Source organism: Allobosea eneae (genome assembly GCF_042657265.1).
In the GTDB taxonomy this organism is placed as follows: domain Bacteria; phylum Pseudomonadota; class Alphaproteobacteria; order Rhizobiales; family Beijerinckiaceae; genus Allobosea; species Allobosea eneae.
This window is the reverse complement of sequence record NZ_JBHSLW010000008.1, coordinates 1-15,412: the sequence shown is the minus strand read 5'-3', so window position 1 is coordinate 15,412 and position 15,412 is coordinate 1. Positions and strand designations below refer to the sequence as shown.

Sequence of the window (15,412 nt, the reverse complement as noted above, 5' to 3'; positions counted from 1 at the left end):
CGCCCAGCTCGACTTGCGAGGGTATTATTCCGCTGCACGGGCAGGCGCAAACTGCACCTCGCCTTGGCCGCGCCGCCGGGCGGAGCCATGCACGACGACGAAGGGCGTCTCGCCCTCTGCCGCTTCGACCCTGGCGACCACGCCGTAGACCTCTTCCAGCAGCGCCGGCGTGATGATCTCGCGCGGATCGCCGAAGGCGGCGAGCCGCCCTTGCGACAGCACCATCACCTTGTCGGCGATGCGCAGCGCCTGGTTGAGGTCGTGGATCGCGATCAGCACGCAGATCTGCCGCTCGCGCGCCAGCCGGCCGACGAGGCTCAGCACCTCGAACTGGCGATGCAGGTCGAGCGCGCTGGTCGGCTCGTCGAGCAGCATGATCTCTGGCCGGCGCACCAGCGTCTGCGCGATCGAGACGAGCTGGCGCTGGCCGCCCGAGAGCTCGCCGAGGCCGCGGAAGGCGAGATCGGCGATATCGAGGGCGTGCAGGGCTTCGTCGATCGCGGCGAGCTCGTCGTCGCCGACGCCCCAGGAGCCGCCCTGCTTGCGCGCGAGCAGGATCGATTCGTAGACGGTCAGCACCGCGTTCACCGCCGTGTCCTGCGGCAGATAGCAGGGCGACCTGCCGGCCGAGCTCTCGACCTGAACCGTGCCGGAGCCCCCCAGCAGCCCGGCGATGCGGCGGAACAGGGTCGACTTGCCGGCGGCGTTGGGGCCGATCACGGCGACGACCTCGCCACCGGCCATGGTCGGCGTGGTGATCCCGTCGAGGATCCGGCGCTTGCCGTAGGCGACGCCGACATCGGTCAGTGTCAGGCGCTTCACCATGAGCGCCTCCGGCTGGTCAGGATCAGGCTGAAGAAGAAGGGTCCGCCGACCAGCGCCGTGACGATGCTGATCGGGAAGATCAGGCCGGGTATCAGCGATTTGCTGACCACCGACGAGGCCGACAGGATCGCAGCCCCCGCCAGCGCCGAGGCCGGCAGGAAGAAGCGCTGGTCCTCGCCGATCACCATGCGGGCGATATGCGGGCCGACCAGGCCGATGAAGCCGATCGTGCCGACGAAGGAGACCGGCACAGCCGCGAGGAGCGCGACGAGCAGCATGGTCTCGAGTCGCAGTCGCTTGACGTCGATGCCGAAGCTCGCCGCCTTCTCGTCGCCGAGCCGCAAGGTCGTCAGCGCCCAGGCCCGGCGCGCGAACAGCGGCAGGCAGAGCAGCAGGATGGTCGTGGTGATCGCGAGCTTGTGCCAGTTCGCCTTTGTCAGCGAACCCATCATCCAGAAGACGACGGCCCCGAGCGCCTGCTCGGAGGCGAAGAACTGCAGCAGGGAGAGCAGGGCGTTGAAGGTGAAGACCAGCGCGATGCCGAGCAGCACCACCGTCTCGGTGGTGACGCCGCGGCGCTGGCTCAGCAGATGGATCAGCAGGGAGGCGCCCATCGCCATGACGAAGGCGTTGAGCGGCACAACATAGTCGATGGCGAGCGGCACGATGGCGACGCCGAAGACCAGCGCCAGCGCCGCGCCGAAGCTGGCCGCCGCCGAGATGCCGAGCGTGAACGGGCTGGCGAGCGGGTTGTTCAGCACCGTCTGCATCTGCGCGCCGGCGATGGCGAGCGAGGCGCCGGTGACGACCGCCATCAGCGCGACCGGCAGGCGGATGTCCCAGATCACGACCCGGACGGCAGCCGGTGCCGTCGAGGGCGAGATCAGCGCGTTGACCACTTCTGTCACGCCGTAGCGGGCCGGGCCGAGCATCAGGTCGACGATCAGGCAGGCCAGCAGCACCGCGGCGAAGCCGACCAGGATCAGCTTGCGGCGCAACGACAGGGCCCGATAGGCGTCTCGCCCTTGGGCCGTGCTCCGCGACGCCTCCGCCGGCGTCGTCACAACATCGTCCGCGCTGGCGGGGGCAAGGCTCATTTGCCCGCCTCGAGCGAGACCCACAGGCCGGGTTCATAGGGCAGCGGCAGGAAGCGCTCGTGCAGCAGCTTTATGGTCGCGCCGGGATCGACGTCCTTGAACAGCTCCGGATGCAGCCATTTGGCGATCTCCTGGATCGCCACGAACTGATAGGGGCTGTTGTAGAACTGGTGCCAGATGCCATGGACGCGGCCGTTCTTGACGGCGGCGGTCTGGGTGAAGGCCGGGCGCTTCATCAGATTGGTCAGCTTGCGGCGTGCCTCGGTCATGTCGGCGCCGTAGCCGAGCCCGACCCAGTTGCCGCCTGGCACATAGCCGTCCCAGTTGCTGCCGGTGACGATCACGACATCGGGATTGGAAGCGACGATCTGCTCGGCGTTGACCGTGCCGAAGGTGCCGGGGATCAGCGGCGCTGCCAGATTCCGGCCGCCGGCGAACTCGACCATCTTGCCGAAGTTCTCGTTGCCGAAGGACATGCAGCAATCGTCGGAATAGCCGCCGGCGCGCTCGATCATGACCAGCGGGCGCTTGAGATCGGGCGCCTTCGCCAGCCGGTCGGTCACGACCTTGATCTGCTCGGCGCGGAACGTGATGAAGTCCTCGGCGACCTGCTCCTTGCCGAAGAGCTTGCCGATCAGGCGCATCGACGGCTCGGTGTGCTCGAAAGGCTTCTCGCGGAAGTCGACATAGACGGCGGGGATGCCGGCCGAGGCGAGCTTCTCGACCAGCCTGGCCTCGTCGCTGGCGATCTTGGCCTCGATGTTGAGGAAGAGCACGTCGGGCTTCAGCGAGATCGCCTGCTCGACGTCGAAGGCGCCTTCCTTCATCCCGCCGAAGGTCGGCAGCTTGGCGATCTCGGGATAGCGCTTCGCATAAGCGCGGAAGGTTTCGGGATCGGCCTTGCCTAGGTCGTCGCGCCAGCCGACGACGCGCTTGAACGGCTCGTCCCTGTCGAGCGCGCCGACGAAATACATCTGCCGGCCTTCGCCGAGGATGATCCGCTTGACCGGCGCATCGACCTCGACCTTGCGCCCGACGATGTCGGTCACCGTGACCTTGTCGGCCAGCGCGGGCAGGGCGGTGGTGGCGAGGCCTGCGGTGACCGCAAGGGCGCTCAGCAAGTGTCGACGGGTCAGCATCGGGAAAGCTCGGGAACGAGGGAATTCTTCCTCCCGTTAGGCCGATCCGAGTATTCGGTCAATTTTCATAGATTATAGTCTCTCTAAACAAAGATTAGAATCGATGTAAAGAATGACGCCGCGCTTCCTGCCACCGTGTGGGATACAAGCCGTGCTCGGGCTGCCGGGACCCAGTGATTGCCGACTGGCATCCCTGGGTGCATAAGCGGCCATGGCCGACGCGACGACCGACAGCACGCCTTTCTGGCGCAGTAAGACGCTCGAGGAGATGACCGAGGCGGAGTGGGAATCGCTCTGCGACGGCTGCGGCCGCTGCTGCCTGGTCAAGCTCGAAGACGAGGATAACGGTCGCATCCACGCGACAGATATCGGCTGCCGGCTGTTCGATGCCGGCACCTGCCGCTGCCATGACTACGCCAACCGTTCGAAGACGGTGCCCGATTGCGTCACGCTGACGCCGGATGCGGTGCGCACCTTGCCGTGGCTGCCGCCGACTTGCGCCTACCGTTTGCTCAGCGAGGGCAAGGACCTGCCCTGGTGGCACCCGCTCGTCTCCGGCGACCCTGAGACCGTGATCGCGGCAGGCGTGTCTGTCCGGGGCAAGGTCTACGCCAATGAGGACGAGGTCGCCGAGGAGGAGATCGTCGAGCGCATCGTCGCCTGGCCGCTGCGCTGGCCGAAGGCGGCGCGGGGCAAGCGGGCTGGCTGAGCGCAAATCACTCGTTGCGTCGCTTGATTACCGAAACCGCAAATTCTCGCGCGAGAGCTGGTCGAGCGTGGTCACGCCCATCAACTTCATGCCGCGCTCGACTTCTGTCTTCAGTTGGCCGAGCGCCCGCTCCACGCCCGGCTGCCCGGCCGCCGCAAGCGGGTACAGATAGTAGCGTCCGACGCCGACGGCCTTGGCGCCGAGCGACAGGGCTTTCAGCACATGTGTGCCGCGCTGGATGCCGCCATCCATGATCACGTCGATCTTGTCGCCGACCGCGTCGACGATCTCGGCGAGCTGGTCGAAGGCGGCGCGCGAACCGTCGAGCTGCCGCCCGCCATGGTTGGAGAGGATGATGCCGGTGCAACCGATCTCGACCGCGCGCCGGGCGTCGGCGACCGACATGATGCCCTTGAGGCAGAACTGCCCGGACCACAGCCTGACCATCTCGGCGACATCGTCCCAGGTCATGGATGGGTCGAGCATCTCGGTGAAATAACGGCTGATCGACATCACGCCGCCGCCCATGTCGACATGGCTATCGAGCTGCGGCAGGCTGAACTTCTCATGGGTGAGGTAGTTCAGCGCCCATTGCGGCTTGATCGCGAACTGGGTGATGCCGGCGAGGTTGAGCCGGAACGGGATCGAGAAGCCTGTGCGCAGGTCGCGCTCGCGATTGCCGCCGGTGATGCTGTCGACGGTCAGCATCATAACGTTCACTCCGGCCTCCTTGGCGCGCGCCATCATCGCCCGGTTCAGGCCGCGATCCTTGTGGAAGTAGAACTGGTAGACCTGCGGGCCGCTATGCGCCTTGCGCAGTTCCTCGAGGCTGACCGTGCCGAGCGAGGAGACGCCGAACATCGTACCATAGCGGGCCGCCGCGGCAGCAACCGCACGCTCGCCCTGATGATGGAACAGCCGCTGCAGCGCCGTCGGCGAGCAATAGAACGGCACCGCGAGCGTCTGGCCCATCACCGTGACGGAGGTGTCGACGCTGCTCACGCCACGCAGGACGCTCGGAACGAGATCGCAGCGCTCGAAGCTCTCGGAATTGCGCCTGAGGGTGACCTCGTCGTCAGCGCCGCCATCGATATAGTTGAAGATCGGGCCCGGCAGCCGCTTCCTCGCGAGGGTGCGGAAGTCGTGGAAGTTGTGGCAGTCGTTCAGGCGCATCGGTCGCTTCGACGTGGTTCGGGAAGGGGGCTGCGCCGGCCGCCGTTTGATCGGCAGTGGTCGCAATTCAAGGCGGGGCTGAACCCTATCGCGCAGCGCCGGCCTTGGCCATATTGCGCCGCCGGTCGCCAGGCGTCCGAGATCGGTGGATGACGCAGCGGCGCTGTGCATGATCATTGATTGTTCATCCGGTTTTCGGCATGACCACGCCGCACCCGGTGCGCTGCAGCAGCGGGCACCGCAAATGCGAACCATGTGGGCGCGCCGGCGTTGATGATGCCGGCGACAACATTGGGAAAGGCAGGCTATGGCAGGGCAGAAGTGGGTCTACACCTTCGGCGACGGCAAGGCCGAAGGCGAGGCAGGCATGAAGAACCTGCTCGGCGGCAAGGGCGCGAACCTGGCCGAGATGAGCAATCTGGGACTTCCGGTGCCTCCGGGCTTCACCATCACCACCGAGGTCTGCACCTGGTATTACGACAACGGAAAGAATTTCCCGGCCGAGCTCGACGCTGAGGTCAAGGATGCGCTGGCCGGCATGGCCAAATTGACCGGCAAGACCTTCGGCGATCCGGCCAATCCGCTGCTGGTCTCGGTCCGCTCCGGCGCGCGTGCCTCGATGCCGGGCATGATGGACACCGTCCTCAATCTCGGCCTCAACGACGTCACCGTCGAGGCGGTGGCCAAGGCCTCGGGCGATGCCCGCTTCGCCTATGACAGCTATCGCCGCTTCATCACCATGTATTCGAACGTCGTGCTCGACATCGACCACGGCCATTTCGAGGAGGCGCTCGAGGACTATAAGGAGCGCAAGGGCCTCAACCTCGACACCGACCTCTCGGCCGACGACTGGAAGGTGCTGGTCGGCAAGTACAAGGATATCGTGAAGAAGGAGCTCGGCTCCGATTTCCCGCAGGACCCGCAGCAGCAGCTCTGGGGCGCAGTGGGCGCCGTCTTCTCGTCCTGGATGAACGCCCGCGCCATCAAGTATCGCGAGCTCAACGGCATCCCGGCCTCCTGGGGCACTGCGGTCAACGTCCAGTCGATGGTCTTCGGCAATATGGGCGAGACCTCGGCGACCGGCGTCGCCTTCACCCGCAATCCCTCGACCGGGGAGAACGCGCTCTATGGCGAGTTCCTGATCAATGCCCAGGGCGAGGACGTCGTCGCCGGTATCCGTACCCCGCAGGACATCACCGAGGCGGCCAAGCTCGCCGCCAAATCCGACAAGCCTTCGATGGAGAAGACGATGCCGGAGGCCTATGCCGAGCTCTGCCGCATCTACGGCATCCTCGAGAAGCACTATCGCGACATGCAGGACATGGAGTTCACCATCCAGGAAGGCAAGCTCTGGATGCTGCAGACCCGCTCCGGCAAGCGCACCGCCAAGGCGGCGCTCAAAATCGCAGTCGATCTCGCCCGCGAGGGCCTGATCACCGAGCAGGAGGCGGTCGGCCGCGTCGAGCCCGGCGCGCTCGACCAGCTCCTGCATCCGACGATCGACACCAAGGCCGAGCGGCGCGTGCTGACGGCCGGCCTGCCGGCCTCGCCCGGCGCCGCCGCCGGCGAGATCGTTTTCACCTCCGAGGCGGCCGAGGCCGGCAAGAAGGCCGGCAAGAAGGTCATTCTCGTCCGCGTCGAGACCTCGCCGGAGGACATTCACGGCATGCACGCCGCCGAGGGCATCCTGACCACGCGCGGCGGCATGACCTCGCATGCGGCGGTGGTGGCGCGCGGCATGGGCAAGCCCTGCGTTTCGGGCGCCGGCCAGATCCGCGTCGACTACGCCAAGGGCACGATGACCGTCGGGCCGACCACGCTGAAGGCCGGCGACTTCGTCACCATCGACGGCAGCAACGGCCAGGTGCTGCTCGGCGAGGTCAAGATGCAGCAGCCGGAGCTCTCCGGCGATTTCCGGACGCTGATGGGCTGGGCCGACAAGGTGCGGCGCCTCAAGATCCGCGCCAATGCCGAGACCCCGCGCGACGCCAAGACGGCGCGCGAGTTCGGCGCCGAAGGCATCGGCCTTTGCCGCACCGAGCACATGTTCTTCGATGCCGGCCGCATCCTCTCCGTGCGCGAGATGATCCTGGCGGAGGACGAGAAGGGCCGGCGCGCCGCGCTCGCCAAGCTCCTGCCGATGCAGCGCCAGGACTTCGTCGAGCTCTTCACCATCATGCAGGGCCTGCCGGTGACGATCCGCCTGCTCGATCCGCCGCTGCACGAGTTCCTGCCGCAGACCGACGACGAGATCGCCGAGGTCGCCGCGGCCATGGGCACGACCTCCGACAAGCTGAAGCGCCGCGCCGCCGAGCTGCATGAGGTCAACCCGATGCTCGGTTTCCGCGGCGTGCGTCTCGCCGTCGCCTATCCCGAGATCGCCGAGATGCAGGCCAGGGCCATCTTCGAGGCGGCGGTGATCGCCGCCAAGGAGACCGGCCACCCGGTCATCCCGGAGGTGATGGTGCCGCTCGTCATGGGCGCGCCCGAGCTCGACCTGGTCAAGGGCCGGATCGACGCGATGGCGCAGGCGGTGAAGAAGGAGAGCGGGACCGAGTTTACCTATCAGGTCGGCACCATGATCGAACTGCCGCGTGCCGCGCTGCGGGCGGAGGAGATCGCGCAGAGCGCCGAATTCTTCTCCTTCGGCACCAACGACCTGACCCAGACCGCGCTCGGTATCAGCCGCGACGACGCTGGCTCCTTCCTCGGCTCCTACACGGCCCGGGGCCTGCTCGAATCCGATCCGTTCGTGACGATCGACCAGGACGGCGTCGGCGAGCTGGTCAGGATCGCCGTCGAGCGCGGGCGCAAGGCGCGGCCGAACCTCAAGCTCGGCATCTGCGGCGAGCATGGCGGCGACCCCGCCTCGATCGGCTTCTGCGAGAGCGTCGGGCTGGATTACGTCTCCTGCTCGCCCTTCCGCGTGCCGATCGCGCGCCTCGCTGCCGCTCAGGCGGCCTTGGGTGCTATCAAGGCCAAGGACGCGTGACACGCTCCTCGTCATTGCGAGGAGCAGAGCGACGAAGCAATCCAGGAGTGGCAGAGTTCTACGTCCTCCTGGATTGCTTCGCTCCGCTCGCAATGACGGGAAGCAGTCGTGAAGACACTCACCACCATCGGCTTCGATGCCGACGACACGCTCTGGCAGAACGAGCAGTTTTTTCGGCTGACGGAGGAGCGCTTCGTCGCGCTGCTCGGCGAGCATGGCGAGGCGGCCGAGATCTCCGGCAAGCTGCTCGAGTCCGAGAAGCGCAACCTTACCTTCTACGGCTTCGGCATCAAGGGCTTCACCCTCTCGATGATCGAGACCGCGCTCGAGGTCACGCGCGGCCAGGTCCCGCCGGCGGTGATCGGCGAGATCCTGGCGGCCGGCCGCGAGATGCTGACTCATCCAGTCGAGACCCTGCCGCATGCGCAGGACACGCTCGGCGCGCTCGCTGGCCGCTACCGGCTGATATTGATCACCAAGGGCGACCTCTTCGATCAGGAACGCAAGCTGGCCCAGTCCGGCCTCGGCGACTTCTTCGACGCGGTCGAGATCGTCAGCGACAAGAGCGCTGCGACCTATGAGAAGCTGTTCACCCGCCATGGCGACGGGCCGGGGCGGGCGCTGATGGTCGGCAACTCGCTGAAGTCCGACATCGTCCCGGCGCTCGCCGCCGGGTCCTGGGCCGCGCATGTGCCGCATGAGCTGACCTGGGCGCTGGAGCACGCCGAGGAGCCGATCGCAGAGGCGCGTTTCCGAAAGCTGCCAGATCTCGGTGGGCTGGTCGATCTGGTGCGCGAGATCGGCTGAAGGCAGGCGCTTCGGCCGGCAAACTGGACCCGCCTTGCAATTTATGCTAGGTCCCCCGATGTAAGACGAGATGCGGCCGGTTCTGGCCAATCCTCCGCGCGGGTATTCCGACCGGCGGGCCACTTCAGATCCACCACACGTCGATACAAGACCATGGCGAGGCGTCCGCGCGTCCGGTCATGGGTTCCACGAATACGCGGATCTGAAGTGCAAGGATTAGTCCCGCTATGAACAAGGGCACCGTCAAGTGGTTCAACGCCACCAAGGGCTACGGCTTCATCACCCCTGAGGCCGGCGGCCCCGACGTTTTCGTCCACATCAGCGCCGTCGAGCGCGCCGGCCTGCGCGAGCTGCGCGAAGGCCAGGTCGTCTCCTACGAGCTGATCGCCGATCGCAAGACCGGCAAGTCCTCGGCTGGCAATCTCGTCGCCAACTGAAGACATCTTTCGGGCGGGCCATCAGCGTCCGCCCGTTTCCAGACGCAGGCCACAGCCTGCGATACACGACATCCCCCGGCGCAGTGGCTAGCGGTTCGCCGGGCGGAAAGAGACCATGCGTAGACCGAGACTGCATGCCGAGGCGCTTCCGTTCACCACGTGCGCCCCATGCCGTTCGGCTCAGAAAGACCTGATTTGACCAAATTTACCGACCTCGGCCTGGCCGAGCCGCTTCTCAAAGCGCTCGCCGCCGAAGGTTATGAGACGCCGACGCCGATCCAGGCGCAGGCGATCCCTTCGATTCGCGATGGCCGTGACCTGCTCGGAGCCGCCCAGACCGGCACCGGCAAGACGGCTGCGTTCTCGCTGCCCATGCTGCACCGGCTGCTCAACCAGCCGCGGCGCATGCAGCCGCGCTCGGTGCGCGCTTTGATCCTGTCGCCGACGCGTGAGCTCTCGGCCCAGATCGAGACGAGCATCCGCACTTATGCCCAGTTCACCTCGCTGAAGTCGACGGTGATCTTCGGTGGCGTGCCGGTCGGCAAGCAGATCCGCGCTCTCGGCCAGCATGTCGACATCCTCGTCGCCACGCCCGGCCGCCTGCTCGACCTCGTCGATCAGCGCGCCGTCTCGCTGCGCGAGATCGAGTTCCTGGTGCTGGACGAAGCCGACCAGATGCTCGACCTCGGCTTCATCCATGCGTTGCGCAAGATCGCGACGCTGATCCCGAAGCAGCGCCAGACCCTGCTGTTCTCGGCGACCATGCCGAAGGCGATCCGCGAGATCGCCTCCGCCTACCTGACCGATCCGGTCGAGGTCGCGGTCGCGCCCGTCGCGACCACGGCCGAGAAGATCGACCAGCGCGTCATCTTTACGGAAGCCGGCCAGAAGCCGGCCTTGCTGGCAAGGACCTTGAGCGTTCCGGAGATGGAACGCGCCATCGTCTTCACCCGCACCAAGCACGGTGCCGACAAGGTCGTGCGCCAGCTCGAGCAGGCCGGCATCAAGTCGGCCGCGATCCATGGCAACAAGAGCCAGGGCCAGCGCGAGCGGGCGCTGGGCGCCTTCCGCGACGGCGAGCTGCGCATTCTGGTCGCGACCGACATCGCCGCGCGCGGCATCGATGTCGACGGCATCAGCCATGTCGTCAATTTCGACCTGCCGAACGTGCCCGAGACCTATGTCCACCGCATCGGCCGCACTGCACGCGCCGGCGCGTCGGGCCTCGCCATCGCCTTCTGCACGCCGGAAGAGCGCGGCGATCTCGCCGCGATCGAGAAACTGACCAAGGTCGCGCTCACCCCGGTCGGCGACGTGCCGCATTGGGATGGCCGCACCCCCAAGAAGCCGCCGCAGAACCGTGGCGGCCGCGGTCAGGGTCGCCCGCAGAACGGGCAGCCGCAAGGGCAGGGCCAGCGCCGCGACGGTCGCGGCGCTCCGTCCCATGGCCGTGGTGGCCAGCGTCAGGAGCAGGGCGAACGCCAGGGCCAGCCGCATCGCGAGCAGTCGCGCCCGAACCAGCCGCGCCAGCAGCAGGCCCGTCCGGAGCAGCCGCGTCACGAGCGCCCGGCCCAGCGCCATGAGGCGGCTGGTGCACGAAAAGACGTAAGTTCCGGCAAGGAAGGGCTTGGCGGCGTCGCGTTCTTGCAGCAAAGAACGGGACAACGACGCACCGGCGGCGGCGGGCGGCGCCCGAACTGACAGGCGCCGTAACTGCTGGGGCCGAGCCGGAAAGGCTTGGCCCCGCGCCGAGGACAAGACGAAGGATCAGCGAATGGCGAAAGAAGAACTGCTCGAATTCGACGGCACCGTGGTCGAGGTGCTCCCGGATGGCAATTACCGGGTGAAGCTCGACAATGACCACGTCATCCTGGCCTATGCGGCCGGCAAGATGAAGAAGAACCGCATTCGCACCATCGCCGGCGACCGCGTGGTCGTGGAGATGTCGCCTTACGATCTCGATCGCGGCCGCATCAATTTCCGCCAGAAGACCGCCAGCCCCGGCCCGATGCCGCCGCGGCCGCAGAATTTCCGTCGGCGCTGAGCCCAGCGATGCGCTTCAGCCGGCCCGAGCAATTCTTCATCGCGGCTGGCGCCGGGCTCGGCGCGCTCGCCTCGCTCGCGGTCAACACCGGCTGGATTGCCAGAGGCGGGACCTTCCCGCCCTTCGTCTACGTGCTGCTGGCGCTCGCTGTGGTCGAGGTCGTCGCCGGCTTCGCGACGAAGCAGCCGCCCGGCACCCTGTTCTCGATGCCGGCCCGCATCCTCGCTTTCGCGCTCGGCGTCGGCGTGCTTCTGTTGTTGACCGGTAGTTTGGCTTGAGCCACCGCCGTCATTCTCGGCCGCAGTGAAGCGGAGAGCCGAGAATCTCTTGACCAGAACGCGCCGAACCAGGGCGCTCTCCGGCCCGAGATGCTCGGGGGAGGCCTGAGCATGACGCACAACCTCCCGCAGGCAAGAAAAAAGCCCCGGCCGAAGCCGGGGCGAGAGGTACGTGTTACGTGGTGACAGGTACTACGAAGAGAACTTGGAAAACTCAGTAGCCGCTCTTGGCCCAGTATTGCGAGCCGGCGCTGACCATGACCTGGCGCTGGCGCGTCGCATACTCGGCTGGAATGGTCTGGTGCTCGACCCGCGAGGCGCTGACCATGACGCGGCGGCTGCGCTCGCCATAGACGGCCGGGACGACATCATACTCGACCGAGGCCGGCGAGACCTCGACGGTGCGCTGCTGATAGCCGTACTGCGCCGGAACATGAACCCAGCAGCCGGTTGTCTGGCCGTAGGCGTCGCGGCTGACCTCCCAGCGCTTGGTCGCCGGCGAGATCAGGACCTTCTCGGAGACGGTCTTGTACTGGGCCGGGATCTGACGGGCGATGCGGCGCTCCGGCTGGATCACCACCTTCTCGATGACGGTATCGTACTGAGCCGGGATGACCTTGGAGAAGGTGCGCTCGGGGCGCACGATATAGCTCTCGTTGACGGTGTCGTAGACCGGCGGTGCCGTGACCAGCTTGTAGCAGGAGCCGCCGCCGCACGAGCTGACCGGAGCCCGGTAGCAGGAGGAGGTGGTGCAGCCGCCGGCGACTGCCGGAGCGGCAAGGCCCATCAAGGCCGTTGTGGCGAGTGCCGAAAGCGAAAGAAGCCTGAACGTCATAGCTGACCCCAACCCTGCGTTGCGCAACGCTGCCGCTGCGTCGTTGGGGTCAGGAAGCCCGAACTGATCTATGAAGACAAGGTTAACTGCAAAACAAGGTAAAATTAACCAGTTCGGCTCTGCCGGATGCTGTCCTTCCGCGACTGACACGTCGTGCGGATCGTCAGGTGTTCAGCGTCGTTTCCGGTTGGCCGGGATCGCGGCCAAAGGGGATAGCCGGCCCTGGCTCGGTGCAGGGCGCGGCCATCCGGCCTGCCTCACTGGGTCACGCCCCGCTTCATGCCGAAGCCTTCGATATAGCAGCGGCAGGCTGAGATCGGCGGCGCCGGCGGGGCGGCACACGAGCCGCGCGAGGTCACGCAGATGTTGCTGTAGCGCTGGCGATAGGGCCGGTCATTACCATAGCGCTGGCCGCCGTCGCGATAGCGCGGTCGGTCGTAATCGTAGCGCGGCGGCGGCCGATCGTCATCATAGTCGTAGCGCGGCGCTTGCCGATAATAGGGATCGTAATACTGGGCGCTCGCGCCGGTCGCGGACGAGATGGCCACGCCGACGAGAGCGGCAAGGGCGAGCGTCCTGATCATATCTGTCCTCCTGATCTCCCAGCCGCAGCCGGGTGCGAATCCATTGGAGGCCAGAATAAGGGCCGGTCTATGAACGGTACCTGAGCGGCATCCGGACTAGCTGCGAAGCGAGGGAGTCGCGTCACAGCGCCAAGAGAATGAGCGGGTCGGCGCTATGCTTGCGACAAGCTCAGCTGCCGGCCTTCATGCTGACGGCCCAGTAGTCCTTCACCTGCTTCACCAGAGTCTCCGGCAGCGGGACATAGCCGAGCGTCGTCGCGTCGGCGGCGCCGGCCTCGAAGGACAGCCGGAAGAAGTCGAGGACCTCCTGGGTGCGGCGCGTGCGCGGCTTCGGCACCAGAGCGAAGGTGGTGGCGACGATCGGATAGGCCTCGGCGCCGGGCGCATCGGTCAGCATCAGCGAGAAATCCTTGGCCTTGGCCCATTCGGCGCTGGCAGCCGCGGCGCTGAAGCTCGCCGGATCCGGCTTGACGAAGTTACCGGCCTTGTTCTGCACTTGGGCGTAGGCGAGACCGGCGCGCACGACCTGGCCGAACTCGACATAGCCGATCGCGTTCTTGGTCCGCTTCACCGTCTCGGCGACGCCCTGCGTGCGCTCGGCGCCGGCGCCGACCGGCCAGGGAACCTGCGTGTTGACGCCAACCTTGTCGCGCCATTCCGGGCTCGCCTTGGCGAGGTAGTCGGTCCAGTTGAAGGTTGTGCCCGAGCCGTCGGAGCGGTAGATCACGCTGATCGGGGCGTCCGGCAGCTTCAGCTCGGGATTGGCCGCCTTGATCACCGGATCGGACCAAAGCTTGACCTTGCCGAGATAGATGTCGGCAAGGAGGGGGCCGGTCAAGCGGATCTGGCCGGGCCCGACGCCGTCGATGTTCACCACCGGGACGATGCCGCCCATCACGATCGGGAACTGAATCAGCGCCGAGCGCTGTAACTCTTCGGAGGAGAGCGGCCGGTCGGAGGCGCCGAACTCGGTGGCGCGCTGGGTGACCCGGACCTCGCCGCCGAGCGAACCGATCGGCTCGTAGTCGACGCCGATGTCGAGCGGGGTCATCTCGGCGCCGTCCGACTTGGCGACGCGGTAGTTCTGCGCCCATTTGCCGATGATCGGGAAGGCGAAGCTCGATCCAGCGCCGGTGATCGGCTCGGCATGGGCAGGTGCTGCGAACGAGGCAAGAAGAGCGCCGGCCACAGCCAGCTTGACCAGGAGCTTCATGCGTCCACCCACCCTGTAGCGCCCGCAAGGGGCCAAGATCAACGAGTTGACGCTAGGGCGGCGCAGTGACGTTGCGATGACGCTGGTTCGGCAAACGAAAGGCCCCGCCGGGGTGAGCCGACGGGGCCTTCTTTCAATGGCCATGCCTGCTTTGCAGCGTGCGATGACCGTGAATGGTCACTGCCAGGTCTGACGGCCGTACCAGGCGTCGACATCGGTCCGGACCTTGTCCTTCTCGATCCCGTAGCGTTCCTGGATCTTGCCTTCGAGCTGGTCGCGCTTGCCGGCGATGACGTCGAGATCGTCATCGGTCAGCTTGCCCCACTGCTCCTTGACCTTGCCCTTGAGCTGCTTCCAGTTCCCTTCGACACGATTCCAGTCCATCGGACACTCCTCCTGTTCGTGAATGGTGTGCTGAGACAACGCACCGGCGGCGGAATTGTTCGCGAAAAACCGGTTTCGGCTCGGAAATGGGTGTTCCGTACTGAAAATCGCACCGATTGCTAAAATGCGAGCCAAATCCGTATCGGTCGGCAAACGGGCCGCGGTCTAAGGGAGTGTGATCAACGCCCAGAACAGGCCATGACATATTCAGCGCATGACATCACGAATGCCCTCCTTCGCATCAAGGAGGACGGGTTCGTCCTCGACAATGACGCTTTCGGCTATGCCGCGATCAGATGGGATGCCCGCCGGCTCAGGCGCGACCTGCGCGAGGCCGGCTATGCCGGCCCCGAGCTCGTCCAGGGCCGGATGCTGAACGGGGGCGAGGAGATCTGCTGGCTCTACGATCCCGCGAAGGTCGGCAAGGGCGAGGTCGACGGCCTCGCCGCGGCGCGGCACTCGGCGCTCTACGGCGAATAGGCTGGGGCCGCGAGGCGTTTGGAAGCCTGCGCCTATCGTCCCGGCTGTACGCGGCCGAGCGCGGCTACATCCCGTTCCAGGGCGTCCGCCTGCCCGTCGTAATCGCTCGCCATCGCTGCCAGGCGGGCGGCGCTCTCGCTGTCGCAGGCGATGTCGGCCCAGCGGCGACACTTCAACGCCTTCACGCGCAGGACCTGAGCCTGCAGAATTCTGTCGTGCTCCATGACGGTGCTCCAGCACAGTAGATCGCCTGGCTGTTTGCGGGAGTTAGGAGCGGAAACGCTCGGACTTAGAGCAATCAGCTGGTTCGGTTCGTGTAGCGCGAACTTTCAAATGGCAATGAACGAACAATCAAATGGCAACAGATTGAATCTCTGCCAAAGGCGTCTGGTCGGGTCGGTCGGCTGAGTTCGCG

At 66.3% G+C, this 15,412-nt stretch carries 17 protein-coding genes; 8 read left to right on the top strand and 9 right to left on the bottom strand.

Annotated features, from left to right (window positions below; translation table 11 throughout):
• Positions 1-24: 24 nt before the first annotated feature.
• From ACFPOB_RS05340 to ACFPOB_RS05330, 3 genes are read right to left on the bottom strand one after another with little or no spacing between them, the layout of a single operon-like run.
• Positions 25-822: an ABC transporter ATP-binding protein gene (locus ACFPOB_RS05340; RefSeq protein WP_377796800.1), complete on the bottom strand. Its 798-nt coding sequence runs from the start codon at positions 820-822 to the stop codon at positions 25-27.
• Positions 819-1,922, bottom strand: a complete 1,104-nt coding sequence (locus ACFPOB_RS05335) for a FecCD family ABC transporter permease (protein WP_377796493.1) — start codon at positions 1,920-1,922, stop codon at positions 819-821. The genes ACFPOB_RS05340 and ACFPOB_RS05335 overlap by 4 nt, the downstream gene beginning before the upstream one ends.
• Complete coding sequence (locus tag ACFPOB_RS05330) at positions 1,919-3,061, bottom strand: ABC transporter substrate-binding protein (RefSeq protein WP_377796491.1); 1,143 nt, start codon at positions 3,059-3,061, stop codon at positions 1,919-1,921. Before ACFPOB_RS05330 ends, ACFPOB_RS05335 begins: the two co-directional genes overlap by 4 nt.
• A 211-nt stretch (positions 3,062-3,272) precedes the next feature.
• Here ACFPOB_RS05330 and ACFPOB_RS05325 point away from each other — a divergent pair, with 211 nt between their 5' ends.
• Positions 3,273-3,770 (top strand): YcgN family cysteine cluster protein, encoded by a 498-nt coding sequence (locus tag ACFPOB_RS05325; RefSeq protein WP_377796489.1) that lies wholly within the window; start codon positions 3,273-3,275, stop codon positions 3,768-3,770.
• A 27-nt stretch (positions 3,771-3,797) separates the two neighbouring features.
• Here ACFPOB_RS05325 and ACFPOB_RS05320 read toward each other — a convergent pair whose 3' ends face one another.
• A complete protein-coding gene (locus tag ACFPOB_RS05320; RefSeq protein ID WP_377796487.1) occupies positions 3,798-4,943 on the bottom strand; it encodes an alpha-hydroxy acid oxidase in 1,146 nt (381 codons plus the stop codon).
• A gap of 307 nt (positions 4,944-5,250) precedes the next feature.
• On the opposite strand from ACFPOB_RS05320, the gene ppdK reads away from it, so the two are divergent.
• The 6 genes from ppdK to ACFPOB_RS05290 all read left to right on the top strand — a co-directional run bounded on the left by ppdK (position 5,251) and on the right by ACFPOB_RS05290 (position 11,501).
• Positions 5,251-7,935 carry a pyruvate, phosphate dikinase gene (gene ppdK / locus ACFPOB_RS05315; RefSeq protein ID WP_377796486.1) on the top strand — a complete coding sequence of 895 codons (2,685 nt, stop codon included), beginning with the start codon at positions 5,251-5,253 and terminating at the stop codon, positions 7,933-7,935.
• Positions 7,936-8,043: 108 nt separating this feature from the next.
• Positions 8,044-8,742 carry an HAD family hydrolase gene (locus ACFPOB_RS05310; protein ID WP_377796485.1) on the top strand — a complete coding sequence of 233 codons (699 nt, stop codon included), beginning with the start codon at positions 8,044-8,046 and terminating at the stop codon, positions 8,740-8,742.
• A 227-nt stretch (positions 8,743-8,969) separates the two neighbouring features.
• The gene (locus ACFPOB_RS05305; RefSeq protein ID WP_291675242.1) at positions 8,970-9,179 is read left to right on the top strand and encodes a cold-shock protein; all 210 of its coding nucleotides are present in this window, start codon (positions 8,970-8,972) and stop codon (positions 9,177-9,179) included.
• Between the two features lie 195 nt (positions 9,180-9,374).
• Positions 9,375-10,880, top strand: a complete 1,506-nt coding sequence (locus ACFPOB_RS05300) for a DEAD/DEAH box helicase (protein WP_377796484.1) — start codon at positions 9,375-9,377, stop codon at positions 10,878-10,880.
• 73 nt (positions 10,881-10,953) lie between these two features.
• Entirely contained in the window at positions 10,954-11,223 is a 270-nt protein-coding gene (gene infA, locus ACFPOB_RS05295; protein WP_057187732.1) for a translation initiation factor IF-1, read from the top strand.
• An 8-nt stretch (positions 11,224-11,231) separates the two neighbouring features.
• On the top strand, positions 11,232-11,501 hold the full coding sequence (locus tag ACFPOB_RS05290) for a hypothetical protein (protein ID WP_377796482.1): 270 nt from the start codon (positions 11,232-11,234) through the stop codon (positions 11,499-11,501).
• Between the two features lie 214 nt (positions 11,502-11,715).
• Here the strand turns inward: ACFPOB_RS05290 and ACFPOB_RS05285 are convergent, their stop codons facing one another.
• From ACFPOB_RS05285 to ACFPOB_RS05270, 4 genes are all read right to left on the bottom strand, one after another.
• Entirely contained in the window at positions 11,716-12,336 is a 621-nt protein-coding gene (locus ACFPOB_RS05285) for a hypothetical protein (RefSeq protein WP_377796480.1), read from the bottom strand.
• Between the two features lie 257 nt (positions 12,337-12,593).
• Complete coding sequence (locus ACFPOB_RS05280; protein WP_377796478.1) at positions 12,594-12,920, bottom strand: hypothetical protein; 327 nt, start codon at positions 12,918-12,920, stop codon at positions 12,594-12,596.
• A gap of 169 nt (positions 12,921-13,089) precedes the next feature.
• Positions 13,090-14,133: a phosphate ABC transporter substrate-binding protein PstS gene (pstS, locus tag ACFPOB_RS05275; protein WP_377796476.1), complete on the bottom strand. Its 1,044-nt coding sequence runs from the start codon at positions 14,131-14,133 to the stop codon at positions 13,090-13,092.
• 177 nt (positions 14,134-14,310) lie between these two features.
• Positions 14,311-14,517: a CsbD family protein gene (locus tag ACFPOB_RS05270; RefSeq protein ID WP_377796475.1), complete on the bottom strand. Its 207-nt coding sequence runs from the start codon at positions 14,515-14,517 to the stop codon at positions 14,311-14,313.
• A gap of 198 nt (positions 14,518-14,715) precedes the next feature.
• On the opposite strand from ACFPOB_RS05270, the gene ACFPOB_RS05265 reads away from it, so the two are divergent.
• Entirely contained in the window at positions 14,716-14,997 is a 282-nt protein-coding gene (locus ACFPOB_RS05265) for a hypothetical protein (RefSeq protein WP_377796474.1), read from the top strand.
• Between the two features lie 32 nt (positions 14,998-15,029).
• Here the strand turns inward: ACFPOB_RS05265 and ACFPOB_RS05260 are convergent, their stop codons facing one another.
• Positions 15,030-15,221: a hypothetical protein gene (locus ACFPOB_RS05260; protein ID WP_377796472.1), complete on the bottom strand. Its 192-nt coding sequence runs from the start codon at positions 15,219-15,221 to the stop codon at positions 15,030-15,032.
• Positions 15,222-15,412: the final 191 nt, after the last annotated feature.